Below are 19,287 nucleotides of genomic sequence, written 5' to 3' on the forward strand. Positions count from 1 at the left end.
GAACGATGACCGTAACCGCATTGACCCGCATGGCGGGTACCGACGATCCCGACCTCGATGTGGTGGTGTTCCCCGGCGCCGGCGCCGGGCCCGCGTCCGTCGCGTGCTGGCGGACCCTGCTGCCCCTGCGCTGGCGCCTGCACGCGGTGTGCTTTCCTGGCCGCGGCACCAGGTTCGGCGAGCCGCTCGGCACCGATCCCGCACCATTGATCGACGAAGTGGTCACCGAGATCCAGCGGCGGATCACCGCCCCTATCGTTCTCTTCGGACACAGCTTGGGGGCGCTCTGGGCACTCGAGGCCGCGGCGAAGCTGGACCCCGTCGCGCTGGTCACCGCAGGTGCCTACGCGCCGACGCCCGGCGAGCCGATTCCGCGGATCGTGTCAACCGACGAGGACGACCACGAGTTCGCCAAGGCGCTGATGATCGCCAACGGGATCACCGACCCCGGCATCGCCGAGCAGCTGGCCGCGGCGAGTGTGCCAATCATGCAAGGAGACATCGCGCTGGCCCACGTTTGGACGGCACCGGCCGAGCCGCTCACGTGCCCAATCCTGTCCTACTTCGGCACGGAGGAGCAGCTCCCGGACAACACGTGGGAGCGGCACAGCACCACGTGGACCGAGCAGATCACCATTCCCGGTGACCACTTCTTCTACCAGACCTCCGCCTTTGCTCTCATCGACGACATGGCGTCGCGGCTGGAAGCGGCGAAGGATCCGAGGCAAAGGACGGTCACTCGATGAAACTCGGTTCCGCCGGGCTGGTGCTGCGGTACCCGCAGTTACGGCTCCCCCTGCTCGGTTCGCTGATCGGCCGCGTCCCGCTCGGGGTAGCGACTGTTGCGCTGCTGCTCGGCGTGCAGGCCGCGACCGGGTCGACGGAAGCGTCCGGGATCGTCACGGCGGCGGCGACCATCGGTGTGGCGGTCGGCGCAGTCATCCAAGGCAGAATGCTGGACAGGTTGCCACGCAAGACGGTTCTCGCGTCGTTTGCGTGCGTGCAGATCACGGCGCTGTGCCTGCTCGCCGTCACGACGTCGGCCAAGGCGCCGCTGATGCCGCTGGCCGGGCTGGCCCTGCTGTTCGGGCTCTCGGTGCCCTCGCTGACCGCGACGACCCGGTGGCTGATGCGCTCGATCGTGACGGAGGACGAACTGCCGGCCGCGTTCACTCTGGACACCGTCGTTCTGCAGTTCCTGTTCGTGATCGGCCCATCCGTGGCGGCAGTGGCAACCTCATTGTTCGGCCCCTCGCCCGCACTATTCGGCTGCGCCGCGTGCACGCTGGCCGGTGCCGCGATCTTCCTGCGGACCACGGCCGCGGACCTGCTGGTACCGGCACCGAGACCGGTCAAGTCCACCGTAGACAGTCTGATCAGCCAGGTACGTCCCACGCTGCACATCGCGGTGTTCCTGCTCGCGATGGCGTTCGTCTCGACGTCGTCCGGATTCCTCTCGCTCGGCATCACCGAGCTGGCCACCGTCCGGCAGGGATCGTTGGAACCGGTGGGCATCGCGTTCTCCGCGATGAGCATCGGCAGCCTGGTCGGCGGTCTGGCCTTCGGCACGCTGAAGTGGAAGAGCCCGCTCGCGACGCAGTACCTGTTGCTCGCCGCCGGCAACGCCGCCCTGCTCACGGTGCTCATCACGTTGCCCGCCTTCGGCGTCTTCTACTTCGTGATCGCGGTGGCGGGCCTGTTCCTGTCGCCACTGGCGAGCCTCGCCAGTCAGACGCTCGACCGGCTTGCGCCGCCGTCAGCGTGGATGCAGACCCAGGGCTGGGGCACCGTCGCCAACACCGCCGGTCAGACAGCGGGTCTCGCCGCCGGCGGCATCGTCGCCGGGCTGGCCGGACCGTCACTCGCCTTCGCCTGCTCCGCGGGTGCGGTTGCGCTCGCGGCGGTCGTCGCAATGCCAACCCTCCTGCGCGCGAGCAGGAAAGCAACGAACCGCGCCGAAGAACCGGCGCCGGCTCTAGTTCCCGAGGAGAAGACGTGATCGACACAACGGCGCAGCCGCGCTGGCAGGTGGTAAGCACCCGGTCCGGTCGGTACAGCGTCTGGCCGGCTGCCAGGCAGGTCCCAGACGGCTGGACGGCAGCGGGCTGTGCGGGCGACAAGCCCGAGTGCCTCGCCTGGATCGCCGAACACTGGACCGACGAACGGTCGGCCGGAGTCGGTGCGGCCGGCGCAAGGGCGGAGAGTCGATGAGCACCCGCTGGTTGTTGCGCGCACCCGACCCCGCGGCCGAACGGCTGTTGCTCTGTCTCCCTGTCTCGGGGCTGGGCGCCACGACCTACCGCGACTGGCCGGCGCACATCGGAACCACAGACGTGGTCCCAATTCAGCCTCCCGGCAGAGAGAACCGCACGAGGGAACGCCCGCACACCACCATGGCGGAGTTCGCCGCCGCGGCCGCCGACGATCTGCTGCCCATGCTCGACCGGCCCTACGCGCTGTTCGGCCACTGCCTCGGCGGCAGACTGGGCTATGCGCTGGCCGTCGCCCTGATGGAACGGGGCGCGCCACCGCCGCAGCGGTTGTTCGCGTCGTCCTGCCTGGCGCCGCACCAGGGCGGGCGGTTCGGGCCGTTCCTGCCGGAGATGACCGACGACGAGTACCTCGCGGAGCTGCGCCGCGGCTGCGAGCGCCGGGGCGAGGTCGTGCCGCCGGACGAGCTGCTGGCGCTGGCCGTCCGGGTACTGCGCGTGGACGTCGAACTGTCCTGTGGTTACGCCCCTCCCAAGCCGACTGGATATCCGCTCGCCGTCACCACCATCGGCTGGGCGGACGACGCCGACGTCGATCCCGGTGCCATGACGGAGTGGGAACCCTACGGCGAGATCCGGCACGTGGTGCTGGACGGCGACGAGTTCTCCTTCAGGGCCATGCCGGAGCGGCTGCAACGCCTGCTCGAGGCCGAACTGACACTGGAAGCGAGCGTGCGATGACGATCACCGTTGTTTCCCCTGCCGACGTGCGGGTGCGCACCTTGACCGATCTGGTCGCCCGCTCGGTCACCCAGTTCGGCGACCGGGTCGCGGTCACCGACGAGACCGGGCGGCGGATCACCTACGCGGAGCTGGACGAGGCCGCCACGCGGCTGGCCCTGGTGCTCGCCGCCGCCGGGGTGCGGCGTGAGGACCGCGTCGGCGTCTACCGGCGGCGTGGCGTGGACTTCGTGGTGTCCGTGCTCGCGGTGCTGCGCGCGGGCGCTGCCTACGTCGCCGTCGATGACCGCTACCCCGACGCCCGACGCGACCTGATGCTGACCGCCGCCCGCTGCCAGCTCGCTGTGGTGGACCCCGACTGGACCGACCGCCTCGACGGCGTGTGCGAGACACTCGGGTGGAGTTCGGAAGAGCCCGTCCACCTCGTCGAGGCCGAGCTCCCGGAGCCCTCACCCGAGGACGCGGCTTGCGTTCTGTTCACCTCCGGCTCGACCGGTACGCCCAAGGGAGTGGTGTTGGAGCACCGCAACGTGGCGGCGTTCGCGGTGAACCCCGCATTGCCCCGGCTGCTGCCCACGGACCGGGTTGCGCAGATAGCGAACGTCTCGTTCGACGCCGTGCACTTCGAGATGTGGGGTGCACTGGGCGTCGGCGCCGAGCTCGTCGTCATGCCATCGCTGCCCGATCTGGTGCAGTCCGACCTGCGCAGGGAACTGCGCCGCCGGCGGATCACCGCGATGCTGGCGCCGACGATGGCGTTCAACCACATCCTCAGCGAGGACCCGGACGCCTTCGGCGGCGTGCGCGTGCTGCACACCGGCGGCGACGTGGTGCGCCCGTCCGCGTGCCGCGATCTGCTCGCCGCCGGGTTCGACGGCACGCTGTGCAATCTGTACGGCCCCACCGAGGCGGCCACCGCGGTGACCGTGCAGGAAATCACCGAGGTTGCCAACGAAGCGGTGAGCGTGCCGATCGGCTCGGCCGTCGCAGACGCCTCGCTGTATGTGCTCGACGACCTACTGGAGCCCGTACCGGCCGGACAGCCTGGTGAGTTGTACATCGGCGGAACTGGTGTGGCGCGCGGATATCTGCACGATCCCGCGCGCACGGCGGAACGTTTCCTGCCCGACCCGTTCTCCGGCAGCGGCGCGATCATGTACGCCACCGGCGACCTGGTACGCGACCGCCGCGGTGACGGCGTGCTCGAGTATCTCGGCCGCGCGGACGACCAGGTGAAGATCCGCGGCTACCGGGTGGAGCCGCGCGAGGTGGAGCGCACGCTGATGGGCTGCGCGGGCGTGCTCGAGGTCGCGGTCCTGCCTGTCGGCGACGGGCAGGACCGGAAGCTGGTCGCCTTCGTGGTCGTAGGCCCCGCGACCGGTCCCCACGAGGTGCGCGCCCACGCGGAGCACACGATGCCGGACTACCAGGTGCCCGCCGAGATCGTGGTGGTCCCGGAGATCCCAGCCAGCAGCCACGGCAAACGCGACAATACCCGCCTGCTGGACGTGCTCGCCGACCACGAGCGCAGGCGCGACACGTTCCGTGAACCGGCGACCGACAGCGAGCGGTACCTCACCAAGCTGTGGGAGTCGTTGCTAGGCATGGAGAACATCGGCGCGGACGACGACTTCATCGCCCTGGGCGGGCACTCGATGCTCGCCTTCCGCATGCGCAAGCGGATCCAGCGCGAACTCGGCATCGCTATCAGGCTGGAGGACATACTCGAAGCCACCGTGCTGAGCGAACTCGCGTCCGCAATGGACCGTGCGGGCGCCGAGGTCGTGGAGCCTGTGTCATGACCGCCGCGCTGAGCGTCGACCTGACCGACACCGAGCTCTTCGTCACCGGCGACCCGCACGCGGCCTGGACCCTGCTGCGCCGCGAAGCGCCGGTCTGCTTCAACCCGACCGAGGACGGTGGGTTCTGGTCGCTGACCAAGTACGCCGACGTGATGGCCGCCTACCGCGACCACACCACGTTCAGCTCCGCGCACGGCGCGATCCTGGGCGGTTCCTACCGCAGCGGCGTGGACACCGCCTCCGGGCGCATGCTGGTCGCCGCCGACCCACCGCAGCACCGTCTGCTGCGCAAGCGCATGCAGCGCGTGTTCGCCACCGCGATGGTCGACCGGGTACGCGCTGCGGTGCGGATCCGGATCGACGGCGCACTGTGCGCGCTCGTGGCCGCTGGAGGTGGAGACTTCGCGACGGACGTGGCGCTGGAACTGCCGCGTGGCGCCCTGATGGCGATGTTCGGCATCGACCAGGACGAGGCCATGGAGCTGCTCGGCCTGACCAGGGCGATGATTGGCTACCGCGACCCGGCGCACATCGGCGGCATCGAGAACACAGCCCTACGTCTCGCGGCGGCGCAGGCCGACATCTTCGACTTCTTCACCGACCTCGTGGCCCGCCGTGCAGATGCCCCCGGCGAGGACGCCGTGAGCATCCTGATGTCTCACGAGCCGGGCGAGCGGCAGCTCAGCGAGGAAACGTTGCTCTTCAACCTGATGAACCTCGCAGTGGGCGGCAACGAGACGACCCCGCACAGCGCTAGCGGCGGCGTGCACGCGCTGATGGAGAACCCCGACCAGTGGGATCGTCTGGTGGCGGATCCGGGGGTCGTACCGACCGCGGTCGACGAGGTGCTGCGGTGGACGTCTACCAACGCTTACGTGCAGCGCGTCGTAACGAAGCCGGTCGAGGTGCGCGGTGTGGCACTGGCCGAGGGCGACCTGGTGCTGTTGTGGAACGCCTCCGCGAACCGCGACGAGGAGAAGTTCCCGCAGGCACACCGGTTCGACATCGCACGTAAACCCAACCAGCACATCTCGTTCGGCAGCGGCCTGCACCACTGCATCGGCGCCGGCACCGCGCGACCGGAGCTGACCGAGCTCCTCACCGCATTGCACGCCACCGGCAAACGGCTGGTGCCCGCCGGTCCACCGGAGCGGTTGCGATCCAACTTCATGCTCGGGATCAAGCATCTGCCAGTGGAGGTGACGGGCTGACATGTTGGCCACGGAGAATGTCTACCCGGCTTCCGTCGCCCAGCGGCGGCTGTGGTTCACTCAGCAGCTGCACCCGGAGAGCTGCGCTTATACGCTCGGCCAAGTCTTCCTGCTGACCGGGACGCTCGACCTGCCGGCGCTGGAGAAAGCGGTGATCGCGCTCGCTGACCGGCACCGCAGCCTGCGCACCAGGTTCGCCGAACACGACGGCGTACCGCTCCAGATCGTCGACCCGGTGTGGCGTGGCGAGGTCGTGGTGACCGAGCAGGGAACTGCCAATGAGTTCGTGCACACGGTCTTCACCCGCCCGTTCGACCTTACGGTGGATACGCTGCTGCGGGTGGACGTCCTCCGCGAGTCCGCCAACCGGCACGTACTCGCGATCACCGCGCACCACATCGTCACCGACGGCGTGTCGGCCAACATCGTGCTGCGCGACCTGGCAACGCTGTACAACGGAGGTCGGCTCGACGAAGTCACCTCCCAGTACACGGACCTCCTCGCGGAGGACGGGGATCTCGACTACTGGCTGGAGCACATCGACGGTGCGCCGATGGTGTTGCCCCTACCGACCCGTGACGCCGCGCGCGGTGACGAGTCGTTCCTCGGGCGCTACGTCGACTTCGACGTTCCCGACGACCTGACGCACGAGCTGAAGACCTTCGCGCGAGCAAGCTCAGCCACGCTCTACATGGTGGCATTTGCCGCGTACCAGGTGCTGCTGTCGCGGCTCAGCGGCGAGCAGGACCTGTTGGTGGGCATGCCGATCTCAGGCAGGACGGCAGGCGGCAGCGAGGACGTCGTCGGCTTCTTCGTCAACACCCTCCCGGTCCGCGCCGACCTACGCGCCGACCCCGCGTTCACCGAGCTGGTCACCGCCGTGCGCACCAACGTGCTGGAAGCGTTCATGCACCAGGACGTACCGGTCGACCGCATCGTGGAGGCGGTCAACCCACCGCGTCAGATGGGCATGAACCCGTTGATCCAGGCCACCTTCCAGCTCTTCGAGGAAGCCGTCGGAACGGAACTGTCCCTGTCCGGCCTCGACACCATCGCGCTGCCGGTACCGGTGCGCGACGTGCCGTTCGACCTCTCCATCGACCTGTACCACGTCGACGGTCGGCTGCGGGGCATGCTGTACTACCGCCAGGCGGCGCTCGACGAGCAGATGGCCGACCAGATCATCACCACCTTCCTCACGGTGCTACGCGCGGCGGTGACCTCGCCGGACACCCCCGTGTCCACACTGCCTCTGTCCGGCGCCCAGCAGCCCGCCGCCCTCCCGGTGACCACGGAAGCGGTGCTCGCGCTCGATCGGCTCGCCGAACTGGACGCGGATCACGTCGTGCTGGTGCGCGGCGAGCGCAGGTGGACCGCGGCGCAGCTGCGCCGGGACGTGCGGGCGGTGGCCGGTGCGCTGCCGCAGGACTCGGTGGTCGGTGTGCCCGGCCCGCTGTCCTACCGCGCGCTGGTCAGCGTGTTGGGCACGTGGTCGGCGGGCGCGGTCGTGCTGCCCGCCGACCACGCCGAGGCCGATCTGGTGTTCAGCGGCGAGATCCCCGACCGGGAGGCGCCCGCCGTATCGTCACCGCGCGCCGAAGCACCCGCATTGCTGCTGCCCGGTGACTCGGCAACCGCCGTCGTGACGCACGGCGCGTTCGCCGCGCTGCTGGCGGCACATCGTGAGACGACAGAGGAACAGCGGGTGTTCCTGGCCGAGGACATCTGGGACTTCGCCCCATGGCGGGCGTTGGTGTGGCTGCTGTCCGGTGCCGAGGTGCACCTGCCGGTGGGAAACGAATCATCCGGAATTGACGTTCACACGTCGGCAGACGCTGGTGCGTCGGCCGGCCACCACGCGAGCCGCACGAAACCGTCCGGAGCGGACATCCGCGAGTCCGCCGCCTCCAACCTCCATACCGTCACCGCATCGGCCGAGTTCCCTGCCCGCTACGGCCCCATCGAATGCCTCGGTCACGCCCTCATCCGTCCCGACGGCGATCCACACCACACCGTACCGGCCGCTGGCGTCACCGTCCGCATCCTCGACCCGGCAGGCCGACCGGTCCCGGCCGGCGTGGCCGGTGACCTCTGGGTGGGCGGAAACCACATCGCACTCGGCTACCTCGGCGACACCGCGCTGACCGCCGCCCGCTTCCGCCCGGATCCGTTGTCCGCCGGCCGACTCGTGCACACCGGAGCACGGGCGCGTCTGACTCCGGCCGGCAGAGTACACCTGCTCACCACCACGGACCTGCCCGGTCACTCGAGCGAGACCGAGTTCGCGGCTCCCCGCGGCGGGGCGGAACACCTCGTCGCGGCGGTCATGGCACACGTGTTGGGCCGCGACCAGGTAAGCCGCCACGACCACTTTTTCGAATGCGGCGGCCACTCCGTACTCGCCATGCAGCTGACCGCCCGGCTCCGGTCGATGCTGCAGAGCGACATCTCGGTGCGGGTGGTGTTCGAAAACCCGACCGTCGCCGGCCTCGCCGCTGCACTCGCCGAGACCGCGCACCTGCCCGCTTCGTCGCCCCAGGCCGGCGAGGCACCCGAACGTGCGCCCGTCTCGTTCGCGCAGCAGCGGCTCTGGTTCATCCACCAGCTCGACCCGACGAGCACCGCCTACAACATGTACGAGCCGGTGCGGATAACCGGATCGCTCGACGTCACCGCGCTTGCGATCGCCGTCGAGCAGCTGGTGGCCAGGCACGAGTCGCTACGCACCCGGTTCACCGAGGTCGACGGCGAGCTGCTGCAGGTGGTCGACGACACCTGGGCTGGTGCGCTCGAGATCGAGGACGTCGAGGACTCCGACCACGCGCAGCGGCGGCTGGCCGACCTCGTGGACACCCCGTTCGACCTCGTCCGGGGGCCGCTGTTCCGGGCGAACCTGTTCCGGATCGGGCAGAGCGACCACCTGTTCGCGCCGTCGATGCACCACATCGTGAGCGACGGGCACTCGATCACCGTGCTGATGTCAGACCTCGCGAAGCTCTACGAGGCGGCTCTCACCGGTACCGAGCCCCAGCTGCCCGTGCTCCCAGTCCGCTACGCCGACTACGCGACGTGGCAGCGCGGCATCCTCCGCGACGAGCTGCTGGACGCCCAGTTGTCGTACTGGACCAACCAGATCGGTGACGCACCACACCGGCTGCCGCTGCCTGCCGACCACGCACCCGACGGTCCGCCGAGCATCGAGGGCGGCGTCGCCCGGTTCGAGCTGCCGCCCGAGGTGACAGTGAAGTTGCGCGAGCGGGCCCACGGACAGGGAGCAACCCTGTTCATGCTGACGCTCGCCGCGTTCGAGGTGCTGCTGGCGAGGATCAGCGGGCAGCCGAACTTCCTCGTCGGCGTCCCTGTCGCCGGTCGCACGCAGCCGGAGCTGGAAGATCTGATCGGCTTCTTCGTCAACACGCTCGCGGTGCGCGCGGACCTGCGGGCCGACCCCACCTTCACCGAGTTGGTCAAGGAGACCAGGGACCGGGTGCTCGCCGGCTTCGCCCACCAGGAACTGCCGTTCGAGCGGCTGGTCGAGGCGGTCAACCCCGAGCGCGTGGCTGGCACGAACCCGTTGGTGCAGGTCACCTTCCACCTGTTCGAGGATGACCTCACCGGTGGTCTGCGGCTGCCGGGGACCGAGTGCGGGCCGGTCGAGACGTTCAACCGGACGGCGCGCTTCGACCTGGCGCTGGACCTGTTCCGGACCGGGCAGGGACTCAGCGGAAGCCTGTACTACCGCAGGGACATGTTCACCCACGCTACCGCGCAGCAAATCGCCGACTGCTACCGCGAGCTGCTGATCGCGGTGCTCGCCGGCCCCGACCGCCCGGTCTCGGCGTTCCCGGTCGACTTCGAGCGCGTCGTCACGGCACCCGTGGCCACGGGTACGCGCCGACCGGTGCGCGACGAGTTCGTCGCGCCGCTCGGCCCGGTGGAGCAGGTAGTGGCCGGGATCATGGGCGGGGTGCTCGGAGTCGGCCAGGTAGGCCGGTTCGACGACTTCTTCGTCCTGGGCGGGCATTCGCTGCGCGCGGTGCAGCTGGCCGCCCGCCTGCAGTCCGTTCTGCAGGTGGAGGTGAACGTGGTGACAGTGTTCGAAAACCCCACTGTCGACACTCTCGCTGCGGCAGTGGCAGAAGCCACCCAGCTGACGACACCACCACTGTGCACAGGGCTGGCGCCGGACTCCGCCCCCGTCTCGTTCGCCCAGCAGCGGTTGTGGTTCATGCAGCAGCTGGAGTCCGAGAGCACCGCCTACAACATGTACTCGCCGATCAGGGTGCACGGCCGACTGGACCGGGCAGCGCTGCTGACCGCCGTCGATCGGCTGGCCCGTCGGCACGAGGCGCTGCGCACCCGGTTCACCGATGTGGACGGCGTGCTCTGCCAAGTGGTCGACGACGAGTGGAGCGGCCGCGTGGAGTTCGCCTCCGGTCAAGAGATCCAGCCGTGGCTGGAGGAACTGATCGACCGGCCGTTCGACCTCGAGAACGGTCCGCTGTTCCAGGCCGATGTCCTGCGAATCGCCGACGACGATCACCTGCTGACGCTGTCGATGCACCATATCCTCAGCGACGGCCGATCGATGACGGTGCTGCTGTCCGACCTCTCGGCGTTCTACAACGCGGCACTGACCGGTGCTCGCGTCGAACTGCCCGAGCTGCCGGTGCGCTACGCGGACTTTGCGGTGTGGCAACGGGATGTGCTGCAGGGCGAGCTACTCGACCGCCACCTCGCGTACTGGACCGAGCACGTAGCGGGCGCTCCGCAGGTGCTGCGGCTGCCGTCGGATCAGCCGCCGGTCGAGACACCGAGCTTCGAGGGCGGCGCGGCACGGTTCGACCTCGATGCCGAGCTCGTCGGCCGGCTGCGCGACCTCGCCTCCCGTTGCGACGCCACGTTGTTCATGGTGGTGCTGTCGGCATTCCAGGTCCTGCTGTCGAGGCTGACCGGGGAGCCGGACCTGCTGGTCGGCGTGCCGGTCGGAGGACGCACCCGGCCCGAGGTCGAGGACGTGGTCGGGTTCTTCATCAACACCCTGCCGATCCGCTCGGACCTCCGTGACGACCCCTTGTTCACCGACCTCGTCGACCGGACCCGCGACGGCGTCCTGATGGGCTTCGCGCACCAAGAGCTGCCGTTCGAGCGGCTAGTCGAGGCCGTCAACCCGGAACGCGTACTCGGCAGTAACCCTCTCGTGCAGGCGACCTGCCAGCTGTTCGAGGACGAGCTGATCGTTGGTCTCGACCTGGACGGTACGACGTCGGAGTACTTCCCAGCGTTCAACGACACCGCGCGGTTCGACCTCTCGCTCGACCTGTACCGCGTCGGCGACGGTATGCACTGCTCGCTGTACTTCCGCCGCGACCTGCTCAGCCAACAGGCGGCGGACCGGATAGCGGAGAACTACCAGACACTCCTGGCCGAGGTCGCGGGCAACGCAAGTCGACACGTGTCCGAGCTGCCGCTCGCCACAGAAGACGAGCACGAGTCGTTGCTGCAGCTCGGCGACGGGACCTCGGTGCCCGCCAACGGGATCGAGACGATCCTCGACCTCTTTGCCGAGCAGGTCGCCGCCCGTCCGGACGCGATCGCGGTGTCCGGACGCGACGACCGGCTCACCTTCGTGGAACTGGACGAGATGGCGAGCCTGATCGCCGCGCAGTTGCGGCGCCGGGGCGTGCGGCACGGGGACCACGTGGCACTCGCGGCTGCCCGGACCCCGAAGCTCGTCGCCGGCGTGCTGGGCGTCCTGCGAGCCGGCGCCGTGCTCGTTTCGCTTGACCACGGCCAGCCGGTCGACCGGCTGGCCGCCGTGCTCGCCGCGGCCAAGCCGGTCTGCCTAGTCGTGGACGGTGCGACCGTGGGGCTGGCCGACCAGTTCGGGCTGCCGGCGCTTGACGTGACGGTGTTGCCCGCGGCGTCGTTCGAAGGTGCCGCACCGATCGGTGCCGACCTCGCGTACGTCGTGTTCACCTCGGGCTCCACCGGAACACCCAAGGGTGTGCTCGTCGAGCACCGCGCGCTGGCGAACCTGGTGTGCGGCCACCAGGAAACCCAGTACCCCGTCGCGATCGCGGCAGCGGGAAAGCCGCGGCTCAAGGTGGCGCACACCAGCTCGATAGCGTTCGACGCCGCGTGGGACCAGATCCTGTGGATGATCGCGGGTCACGAGCTGCACGTGGTGGACGACGACGTTCGCAAGGACAGTGCGGCGTTGGTGGCATTGCTTGCGGAGCAACGGGTCGACGTCCTCAACACGACGCCGACGTTCATGGAACAACTCGTCCACGAGGGCTTGCTGGAGCAAAGCGCCAGCAAGCCGTCGTTCCTAGTGCTCGGTGGCGAGGCGGTCCGCCCGTCACTGTGGGCACGGCTGCGAGCCGAACCCGGAATCGAGTCGATCAACTGCTACGGCCCGACCGAGTGCACGGTGGACGCGTTGATCGCACGGCTGCGCGACAGCGAACGGCCGGTGGTGGGCACACCGATCCCGAATACGTCGGTCCGTGTGCTGGACTACGCTATGCGGCCGGTGCCGCCGGGTGTCGTCGGCGAGATCCACCTCGGTGGCCCGCACCTGGCGAGGGGCTACCTGAACGATCCAGACCTGACGGCGCAGCGGTTCGTCCAGGACCCGTCCGGCAGGCACGACCGGCTGTACCGCACCGGCGACCTGGGCCGGTTCACTGCGGACGGTGCCGTCGAGTTCCTCGGCCGCGCCGACCGACAGTTGAAGGTTCGCGGGTACCGGATCGAGCCAGGCGAGATCGAGTCCGTACTGCTGAGCCAGCCGCACGTACGCGATGCCGTGGTGAGCGTGGTGACCGAGCAAGACAGCTCGCGGCTCGTAGCGCACGTGGTCGTGGACGAGGGCTTCGACGACTCCGAGTTGCGCGCGGACCTCGTCGCGTCGTGGCAGACGGTGTTCGAGGACGCCCACGAGGCCATCAACGCCTCCGACAGCACGGACGCCGCGATTTTCGGCTGGACCGACAGCTTCAGCGGCAAGGCGATCCCCGCTCCGCAGATGCGCGAGTGGGTGGACACTACGATCGACCGGATCCTGCGCCTGCAGCCGCGGCGGGTACTGGAGATTGGTGCGGGCACCGGCCTGCTGATGAAACCGTTGCTGGAGCGCACGGACATCGAGCGTTACGTCGCGACGGACTTTTCCGGGCCTGTGCTCGACGTGTTGCGCAAGACACTCGACGAGATCGGCACCAGGTCCGAGGTGCTGGTCGGGCAGGCAGAGGCGGTGCACGCGCCGGGCCTGTTCCCCGGCACACACGACACTGTCGTGATCAACTCCGTGGCGCAGTACTTCCCGTCGATGTCCTACCTCGTACGGACGATCGAGAACGCGCTGGAGGTCGTATCCCCCGGTGGCCACGTCTTCCTGGGCGACCTGCGCAATGCAGCGTTGCTCGAGGCGTTCGTGGCGCTGAAGCACCACCTGCTGCACGCGGGCGCAGACCGGGCCCGGCTGGTCGAGCTGATCACGCGCGAGCTGCGGGCCGACGGCGAGCTGAGCGTCGACCCCATCGCGGTGCATCGGCTGCTCGACCGCTTCCCGGCGGTCACCGCGATCGAGATCAGCCCGCGGCGTGGCGAGTTCGGCAACGAGATGACGCTGTTCCGCTACGACGTGGTGTTGCACGTCGGCTGCCCAGCCGAGGCCGATCCGACGCAGTGGGAGCACGACGACCAGCTCACGCTTGGTGCGGTCGAGCGCCGCCTGGCCGCAGCCGACGCGCCGTTCGGCTATCGCGGGGTGGGCAACGCACGCCTCGCCGAGGCACTGAGTCTGCGCGACGAGTACGGCTGCACGCCGTCGAACGCGACCAGCCGTGCCACCGCGCTGGACCTGGAAGCGTTGTGGCGTCTGGGAACCCGGTACGGCTGGCATACCAGGATCAGCTGGACCGGTGACGACTCGGGCGCGATCGACGTCTCGTTCGCACCGGCGGGCACGCACTACGAGCTGGCCGGGCCGGTCACGGGCGGCACGGCGGGCAAGACGACCGCCGACCCGCTGTTTCCGCCGCTGCTTCAGTCCACTCTTGAGGATCTGCTCGTCGGCAGCGTCCGCAGGGCGCTGCCGGACTACATGGTGCCGGCCGACGTGGTGTTCGTGACCGAGCTGCCCAGGAACGCGGGCGGCAAGGTGGACACGACGCAACTCGCCCGCCCGCGCCGCGTCGGCGCAATCCATCGCCAGCGCACCACCGCGCAGGCGGCCGCGCGAACCCCGCTCGCCGTAGTGATGGAGGTGTTCTCGCGGTCACTGCGCACGACAGTGCTCCCCGAGGACGACTTCTTCGACCTCGGGGGCGACTCCCTCACCGCCGGGCTGTGTGTGCGGGAACTGTCCTCACTCGAACTTGACGTGACGATCAGGGACTTGTTCGAACGCAGAACGCCAGCCAGGATCGCCGAGCTGTTGTGATCAACCGATCCAGTCGAGCACCAGCTCCGCGACCGCTTCAGGTGCCTCCAACTGGGGAAAGTGACCAACGCCCTTGAGCAGCACCGCGTGGGAGCCGTCGGCCAGATGCGGCACGACGGCTCCCACGTTGGGCACCCGCAGGCACCCGTCCTCATCGCCGTGCAGGTAGAGCGTCGGCGTGGACGCCTTGCGCAGCGCAGCCGACTGCGCGGCGGCGTACTGCCGCACGTGCCTGGCCGGGTCGAACAACGCCCGGTAATACCCAAGGGCGGCGCTCAGCCGCTTCGGATCGCCCAGCGCCTCCTTCACCTGCGCAAGATCCTCGTAAGCGTCGTAGCCGGGCGCCCAGTCCCGCCAGAGCGCGTCGAGGAACGCCATCTTGTCCGCTGCGACCACCCGCTCTGCCAACGGCGTCTGGAACAGGTACAGGTAGAACCATCGCTTGTACTGCTCGTAATCGGCGATCTGCACCGTGGCCGGCGGCACCGAGATCGCGACCATCCGCCCCCACCTCTCCGGCGCGAGCGCCGACGCCCCGTAGGCGGCGACCGCTCCCCAGTCGTGCCCGATCAGCACCGCGTCGTCCTGCCCGCCCAACGCCTCATGCAACGCGACCGCGTCCGAGGCCAGCGCTCCAGTCTGATAGCTCCCGTCCGCAGGTACCGCCGTCGGCGCGTACCCGCGCTGAAACGGCGCCACCGCCCGGAAACCACGCTCCGCGAGCACCGGCAGCAGGTGCCGCCAAGTGTGCGCCGTGTCGGGGAAACCGTGCAAACACAGTGCCAACGGGCCCTTACCCGCCTCAATGGTGCCGAACTCTACGCCATTGGCAACTACCGTGCGCGTTTCGAATTTCATACACTAAGAGTAACGTTGCCAATCCCTTGGTTGCATAGGAATCTCTTCTAGTGACCTGAGTCAGAGATTCTCTGGCAGTAGGCGGCGACCTTGTCGCGGATCTCGTCGGCGGTTTTCGTCCAGGCGAAGGGCCGGGGGTTGTCGTTCCAGTCGGCGACCCATGTCCTGATGTCGCGTTCAAGGGCCTGGACGGGTCGGTGGACACCTCGGCGGAGCTTCTTCTGGGTGAGCTCGCCGAACCACCGTTCCACCAGGTTCAGCCACGAGGAGCCGGTGGGCGTGAAGTGCAGGTGGAAGCGAGGATGTGTCAGCAGCCACTTCTTGATGGCAGGTGTCTTGTCAGTGGCGTAGTTGTCCAAGATCAGGTGCACATCGAGGTCTGCGGGGACCTCCTTGTCGAACTTGGCCAGGAACTTTTTGAACTCGGCGGCCCTGTGCCTGCCGTGGATCGACCCGATCACCTTGCCGCTGGCGACTTCCAGGGCTGCGAAGAGGGTGGTCGTGCCGGCGCGGACGTAATCATGGCTGCGGCGTTCAGGAACGCCAGGCATTATCGGCAGTACCGGCTGAGAGCGGTCCAGGGCCTGGATCTGAGACTTCTCGTCCACGCACAGCACCAGGGCCTTCTCCGGCGGGTCGAGGTAGAGGCCGACCACGTCGCGGGACCTTGTCGATGAACAGCGGGTCGGTGGACAGTTTGAATGTCTCGGAACGGTGCGGAGCCAGGGCGAAGGCACGCCAGATCCTTGAGATGGCCGACTGGGACATCCCGGTCGCCGCTGCCATTGAACGGGGCGACCAGTGCGTGGCGTTCGCTGGTCTCTCTTCCAGTTTCTTGATGATGACCCGTTCCACATCCGCGTCGGTGATCTTTCTGGGGACACCCGGCCTGGGCTCGTCGGACAGGCCGTCCAGACCGCGGTCGAGGAAGCGCCTTCGCCAGGTGCGGACCGTGTCCGGAGCGACCTGTAGCCGCCGTGACACCTCCATGATTGAGTGTCCCTGGGCGCACTCGAGCACGATCCGGGAGCGCAGGGCCAGAGCCTGAGCCGTCGAGCGACGACGCACCCATCCCTCAAGCACAGCACGCTGGGCATCCGTTACCGACAACGGTGGGATCTTCGGTACACGACGATTCACACCAAACCAACGATGAATCTCTGACTCAGGTCACTAGTAGTGCTTCGTTAGGTTCTGGAGCTGCTGGTCGGCAACGGTCGGCCGCAGGTGGTGCAGGTGCCGGTCCAGCACCTCAGCAGGTCCTGGATGACGTTAAGGACCTGGTAGAGGGTCAGGCCGGCATCGGGACTTTTGGGTCGAGCCGCCGCAGAGTGAGGAAGGCCTGGGCGGCGGTGACGAGGGTGACGTGGTGGTGCCAGCCGCGCCAGGTGCGGCCTTCGAAGTGGTCCAGGCCCAGCCCGTGCTTGAGTTCGCGGTAGTCGTCCTCGATCCGCCAGCGCATCTTCGCCCACCGCACCAGGTCGGCGACCGGCGTGGTGGCGGGCAGGTTGCTCATCCAGTAGCCGGTCGGCTCGGCCTCGTCTGCGGACTGCTCGACCCAGCAGGGTCCGCAGCGGCAGCACCCCGTCCCACCGGCTGCGTCCGCCGGCCTGTTCCTGGGCGGTGCGGGACGCTTCCTTGCCCGAGGGCCGCACCTGGAGCACGGCGAAGCGCGAGGTCATCATGCCCTTGCTGCCCTGCCGCCAGGTGACCTCCTCGAACACCGCGGCCTCGGCAACGAGACCGGGCAGCGAGCGGGGCGCCTCACGGTACTGGGGCAGGGTCGGCGGTCCCAGCCCGCCATAAGACGTCGTTTCAGTTGGTGAGTTTGCGGTAGCTGATGAGGGCCGCGGCGATGCCGACGAAGGCCAGGAAGTGCTCGGCCTTTCGCTCGTAACGGCTGTGCAGCCTTCGGCATCCGGCCAGCCAGGAGACCGTTCTCTCGACGACCCAGCGGTGTCGGCCCAGCCGGGTGGAAGACTCGATGCCCTTGCGGGCGATACGGTGGCGGATGCGACGCTCGCGAAGCCATTTCCGCAGGTGGTCGTAGTCGTAGCCCTTGTCGGCATGGAGCTTGGCCGGACGCCGGCGGCGGGGTCCGCGGCGGGAACGGATGGGCGGGATCCCACGCACGAACGGTTCCAGGCCGAGGCTGTCGTGCAGGTTGGCGCCGGAGACCCCCAGCGACAGCGGCACGCCGTTGTGGTCGGTGATGAGGTGGATTTTCGATCCCGGCTTGCCGCGATCGGTCGGATTCGGTCCCGTCAGCGGCCCCCCTTTTTTGCCGCCCGGACGCTGACGGAGTCGATCGCGCACCGCGACCAGTCCAGCTCGCCCCGAGCACCGAGTTCGTCGAGGATGACGCGGTGCAGCCGGGCCCACACCCGCTCCCGGCTCCACTGGGCGAAGCGCCGGTAGACCGTGGGCCAGGCCGGCCCGAAAACCGGCGGCAACTGCCGCCAGGCGCAGCCCGAGGTGGCGACGAAGATGATCGCCGCCAGGCATTCACGGTCCCCGGCACGCCGGCGACCGCCACCCTGCGGGCGTATGACCTCCGTCGGCGGGACCACCCGCCGAAACAGCGTCCACAACTCGCCCGGCACCAACCGCTCCACCAGATCCGTCACGCACGGCTCAACGAGCGAACACACCAACAGAAACGGCGTCTTACCCTCGCCGACGGTACCTCGGTGATCGGCGAGCGCATCTACCCCCGCCGCGACACCCACGTTCAGGGACTGCGCGCCTTCGTTGCGCACATCACCGCCACCGGCTCGACCCTCCACGTCCGCGGCCCGGCCCGCCTGTGCGGCGCCACGGTGGAGGCCGCGGGCATCCGTGCGGTGACCGCGCTGCTGATCGCCGCACTCGCCGCTCACGGCACGTTCCATCTCCGGCGCGGCTACGCACGCCTGCTGCCTCATCTGGCCACGCTGGGAGCCGAGATCACCACCACCAACCCGCAGGCCCGTGATGCCCGTCCCGTTCACCACCGATGACAGCACCCGCCTGCAGGACACCCTTGAGCGGGTCGTCGCCGACGGCGCCGCCCCGGGTGGCGTCATCGCCTATGGCACCACCGACGGCAGCCCCGGTTCCTCAGCGCCGGCGCAGTCGCTCCCGAGTGCGGCAACACCGCCCCGGGCCGGGACACTATGTACGACATCGCCTCGCTGACCAAGGTCGTGGCCACCTGGCCCCTGACCGGCCAGGCTCTGGGCGCCGGGCTGCTCGACCTCGACGCCCCCGATCCGCGACTTCCTGCCGCCGGTGAACAGCGAGACCCCCAGCGGCGAGGCGACCGTGCGCCAGTTGATCGCGCGCACCTCCGGCCTTCGTGCCTCCCCCCCCGCCTCGACCACTACCGCGGTTCCGACTTGCCGTTGCACGAACTCCTGTGCCGCGAACCACTGTAAGACACCCCTGGCCGGCACCGGTACATCAACCGCGGCTACATCCTGCTCGGTCTGGCCCTCACCCACATCCACCACCGCCCCCTCGACCAGCTCGGCAAAGCCCTGTGGAAGACGCTGGGGATGCACGCCACCGTGTACGGCCCCGTCGCCCGCACCCCCCAGGTTGCCCCGACCGAGCAGCGCATCCCCGGCGCCCCGCGGATCTGGGGCGCTGCGCACGACGACAACGCCGCCCTGCTCGGCGGCGTCGCCGGCCACGCCGGGGTGTTCTCCACCCCGGGCGACCTGGCCGTCTACGCCCACCGGCTCCTCGCCGCGCACGGGGACGGTGACGAGCGGGGCCTGGGCGCATGGCTGCACGCCAGCCTCGTCCCCCAAGCCCCGATCGAACCCGGTCTGGACCGCGGACTGTCCTGGATCCTCGCCGCGAGCGGGCGGGTTGCCTACCACCACGGGTTCACCGGCACGAGCCTCTACCTCGCGCCGGAGACCGGCCGCTACATCGTCATCTGCACCAACGCCGTCTACGGCGGCAACGCCCGCACCAAGATCGCCCCGCTGCGGGCTCTCGCGCTCAAGACGATCTCCGCCACCTGA

General features: G+C 69.0%; 12 protein-coding genes and 2 pseudogenes. 9 read left to right on the forward strand and 5 right to left on the reverse strand.

All coding sequences use genetic code 11. From position 1 onward, the window contains the following. Positions 1-5: 5 nt before the first annotated feature. From HB370_RS00440 to HB370_RS00470, 7 genes are read left to right on the forward strand one after another with little or no spacing between them, the layout of a single operon-like run. A complete protein-coding gene (locus HB370_RS00440; RefSeq protein WP_051816186.1) occupies positions 6-746 on the forward strand; it encodes an alpha/beta fold hydrolase in 741 nt (246 codons plus the stop codon). Then, positions 743-1,999: an MFS transporter gene (locus tag HB370_RS00445; RefSeq protein WP_030793627.1), complete on the forward strand. Its 1,257-nt coding sequence runs from the start codon at positions 743-745 to the stop codon at positions 1,997-1,999. Before HB370_RS00440 ends, HB370_RS00445 begins: the two co-directional genes overlap by 4 nt. Beyond that, entirely contained in the window at positions 1,996-2,211 is a 216-nt protein-coding gene (locus HB370_RS00450; RefSeq protein ID WP_078637811.1) for an MbtH family NRPS accessory protein, read from the forward strand. Before HB370_RS00445 ends, HB370_RS00450 begins: the two co-directional genes overlap by 4 nt. Next, positions 2,208-2,951, forward strand: a complete 744-nt coding sequence (locus tag HB370_RS00455) for a thioesterase domain-containing protein (protein WP_037703238.1) — start codon at positions 2,208-2,210, stop codon at positions 2,949-2,951. Before HB370_RS00450 ends, HB370_RS00455 begins: the two co-directional genes overlap by 4 nt. Continuing rightward, the gene (locus HB370_RS00460) at positions 2,948-4,753 is read left to right on the forward strand and encodes a non-ribosomal peptide synthetase (protein ID WP_037703240.1); all 1,806 of its coding nucleotides are present in this window, start codon (positions 2,948-2,950) and stop codon (positions 4,751-4,753) included. The genes HB370_RS00455 and HB370_RS00460 overlap by 4 nt, the downstream gene beginning before the upstream one ends. Beyond that, positions 4,750-5,964 carry a cytochrome P450 gene (locus tag HB370_RS00465; protein ID WP_030793636.1) on the forward strand — a complete coding sequence of 405 codons (1,215 nt, stop codon included), beginning with the start codon at positions 4,750-4,752 and terminating at the stop codon, positions 5,962-5,964. Before HB370_RS00460 ends, HB370_RS00465 begins: the two co-directional genes overlap by 4 nt. A gap of 1 nt (position 5,965) precedes the next feature. Further along, complete coding sequence (locus HB370_RS00470) at positions 5,966-14,416, forward strand: non-ribosomal peptide synthetase (RefSeq protein ID WP_030793638.1); 8,451 nt, start codon at positions 5,966-5,968, stop codon at positions 14,414-14,416. On the opposite strand, the gene HB370_RS00475 is transcribed toward HB370_RS00470, so the two are convergent. The 4 genes and pseudogenes from HB370_RS00475 to HB370_RS00490 form a co-directional block, all read right to left on the reverse strand. Beyond that, positions 14,417-15,274: an alpha/beta hydrolase gene (locus HB370_RS00475; protein WP_030793640.1), complete on the reverse strand. Its 858-nt coding sequence runs from the start codon at positions 15,272-15,274 to the stop codon at positions 14,417-14,419. A gap of 47 nt (positions 15,275-15,321) precedes the next feature. Next, positions 15,322-16,414 (reverse strand): annotated as a pseudogene (locus HB370_RS00480) (IS630 family transposase). Between the two features lie 151 nt (positions 16,415-16,565). Then, positions 16,566-16,995, reverse strand: a pseudogene (locus HB370_RS41305) (transposase); the annotation flags it as partial. Between the two features lie 94 nt (positions 16,996-17,089). Then, a protein-coding gene (locus HB370_RS00490; protein ID WP_167513364.1) for an IS5 family transposase occupies positions 17,090-17,889 on the reverse strand; the annotation gives its coding sequence in 2 pieces (ribosomal slippage) (positions 17,090-17,557 and positions 17,560-17,889; 798 coding nt in all). Between the two features lie 75 nt (positions 17,890-17,964). On the opposite strand from HB370_RS00490, the gene HB370_RS00495 reads away from it, so the two are divergent. Then, entirely contained in the window at positions 17,965-18,273 is a 309-nt protein-coding gene (locus HB370_RS00495) for a hypothetical protein (protein ID WP_030793937.1), read from the forward strand. 69 nt (positions 18,274-18,342) lie between these two features. On the opposite strand, the gene HB370_RS41520 is transcribed toward HB370_RS00495, so the two are convergent. Beyond that, complete coding sequence (locus HB370_RS41520; protein ID WP_244405305.1) at positions 18,343-18,816, reverse strand: hypothetical protein; 474 nt, start codon at positions 18,814-18,816, stop codon at positions 18,343-18,345. Between HB370_RS41520 and HB370_RS00505 the strand changes: the two genes are divergently transcribed. After that, positions 18,757-19,287 carry a serine hydrolase domain-containing protein gene (locus HB370_RS00505; RefSeq protein ID WP_244405987.1) on the forward strand — a complete coding sequence of 177 codons (531 nt, stop codon included), beginning with the start codon at positions 18,757-18,759 and terminating at the stop codon, positions 19,285-19,287. The genes HB370_RS41520 and HB370_RS00505 overlap by 60 nt on opposite strands.

Origin of the sequence: Streptomyces sp. DSM 40868, from assembly GCF_011820545.1 — a bacterium.
Lineage (GTDB): Bacteria > Actinomycetota > Actinomycetes > Streptomycetales > Streptomycetaceae > Streptomyces > Streptomyces eurythermus.

What these genes read in the sequence shown, in the direction of transcription:
- HB370_RS00455 (WP_037703238.1), top strand. Translation starts at nt 2,208, where the DNA reads ATGAGCACCCGCTGGTTGTTGCGCGCACCCGACCCCGCGGCCGAACGG.
- HB370_RS00470 (WP_030793638.1), top strand. Translation starts at nt 5,966, where the DNA reads ATGTTGGCCACGGAGAATGTCTACCCGGCTTCCGTCGCCCAGCGGCGG.
- HB370_RS00445 (WP_030793627.1), top strand. Translation starts at nt 743, where the DNA reads ATGAAACTCGGTTCCGCCGGGCTGGTGCTGCGGTACCCGCAGTTACGG.
- HB370_RS00460 (WP_037703240.1), top strand. Translation starts at nt 2,948, where the DNA reads ATGACGATCACCGTTGTTTCCCCTGCCGACGTGCGGGTGCGCACCTTG.
- HB370_RS00475 (WP_030793640.1), bottom strand. Translation starts at nt 15,274, where the DNA reads ATGAAATTCGAAACGCGCACGGTAGTTGCCAATGGCGTAGAGTTCGGC.
- HB370_RS00440 (WP_051816186.1), top strand. Translation starts at nt 6, where the DNA reads ATGACCGTAACCGCATTGACCCGCATGGCGGGTACCGACGATCCCGAC.
- HB370_RS00465 (WP_030793636.1), top strand. Translation starts at nt 4,750, where the DNA reads ATGACCGCCGCGCTGAGCGTCGACCTGACCGACACCGAGCTCTTCGTC.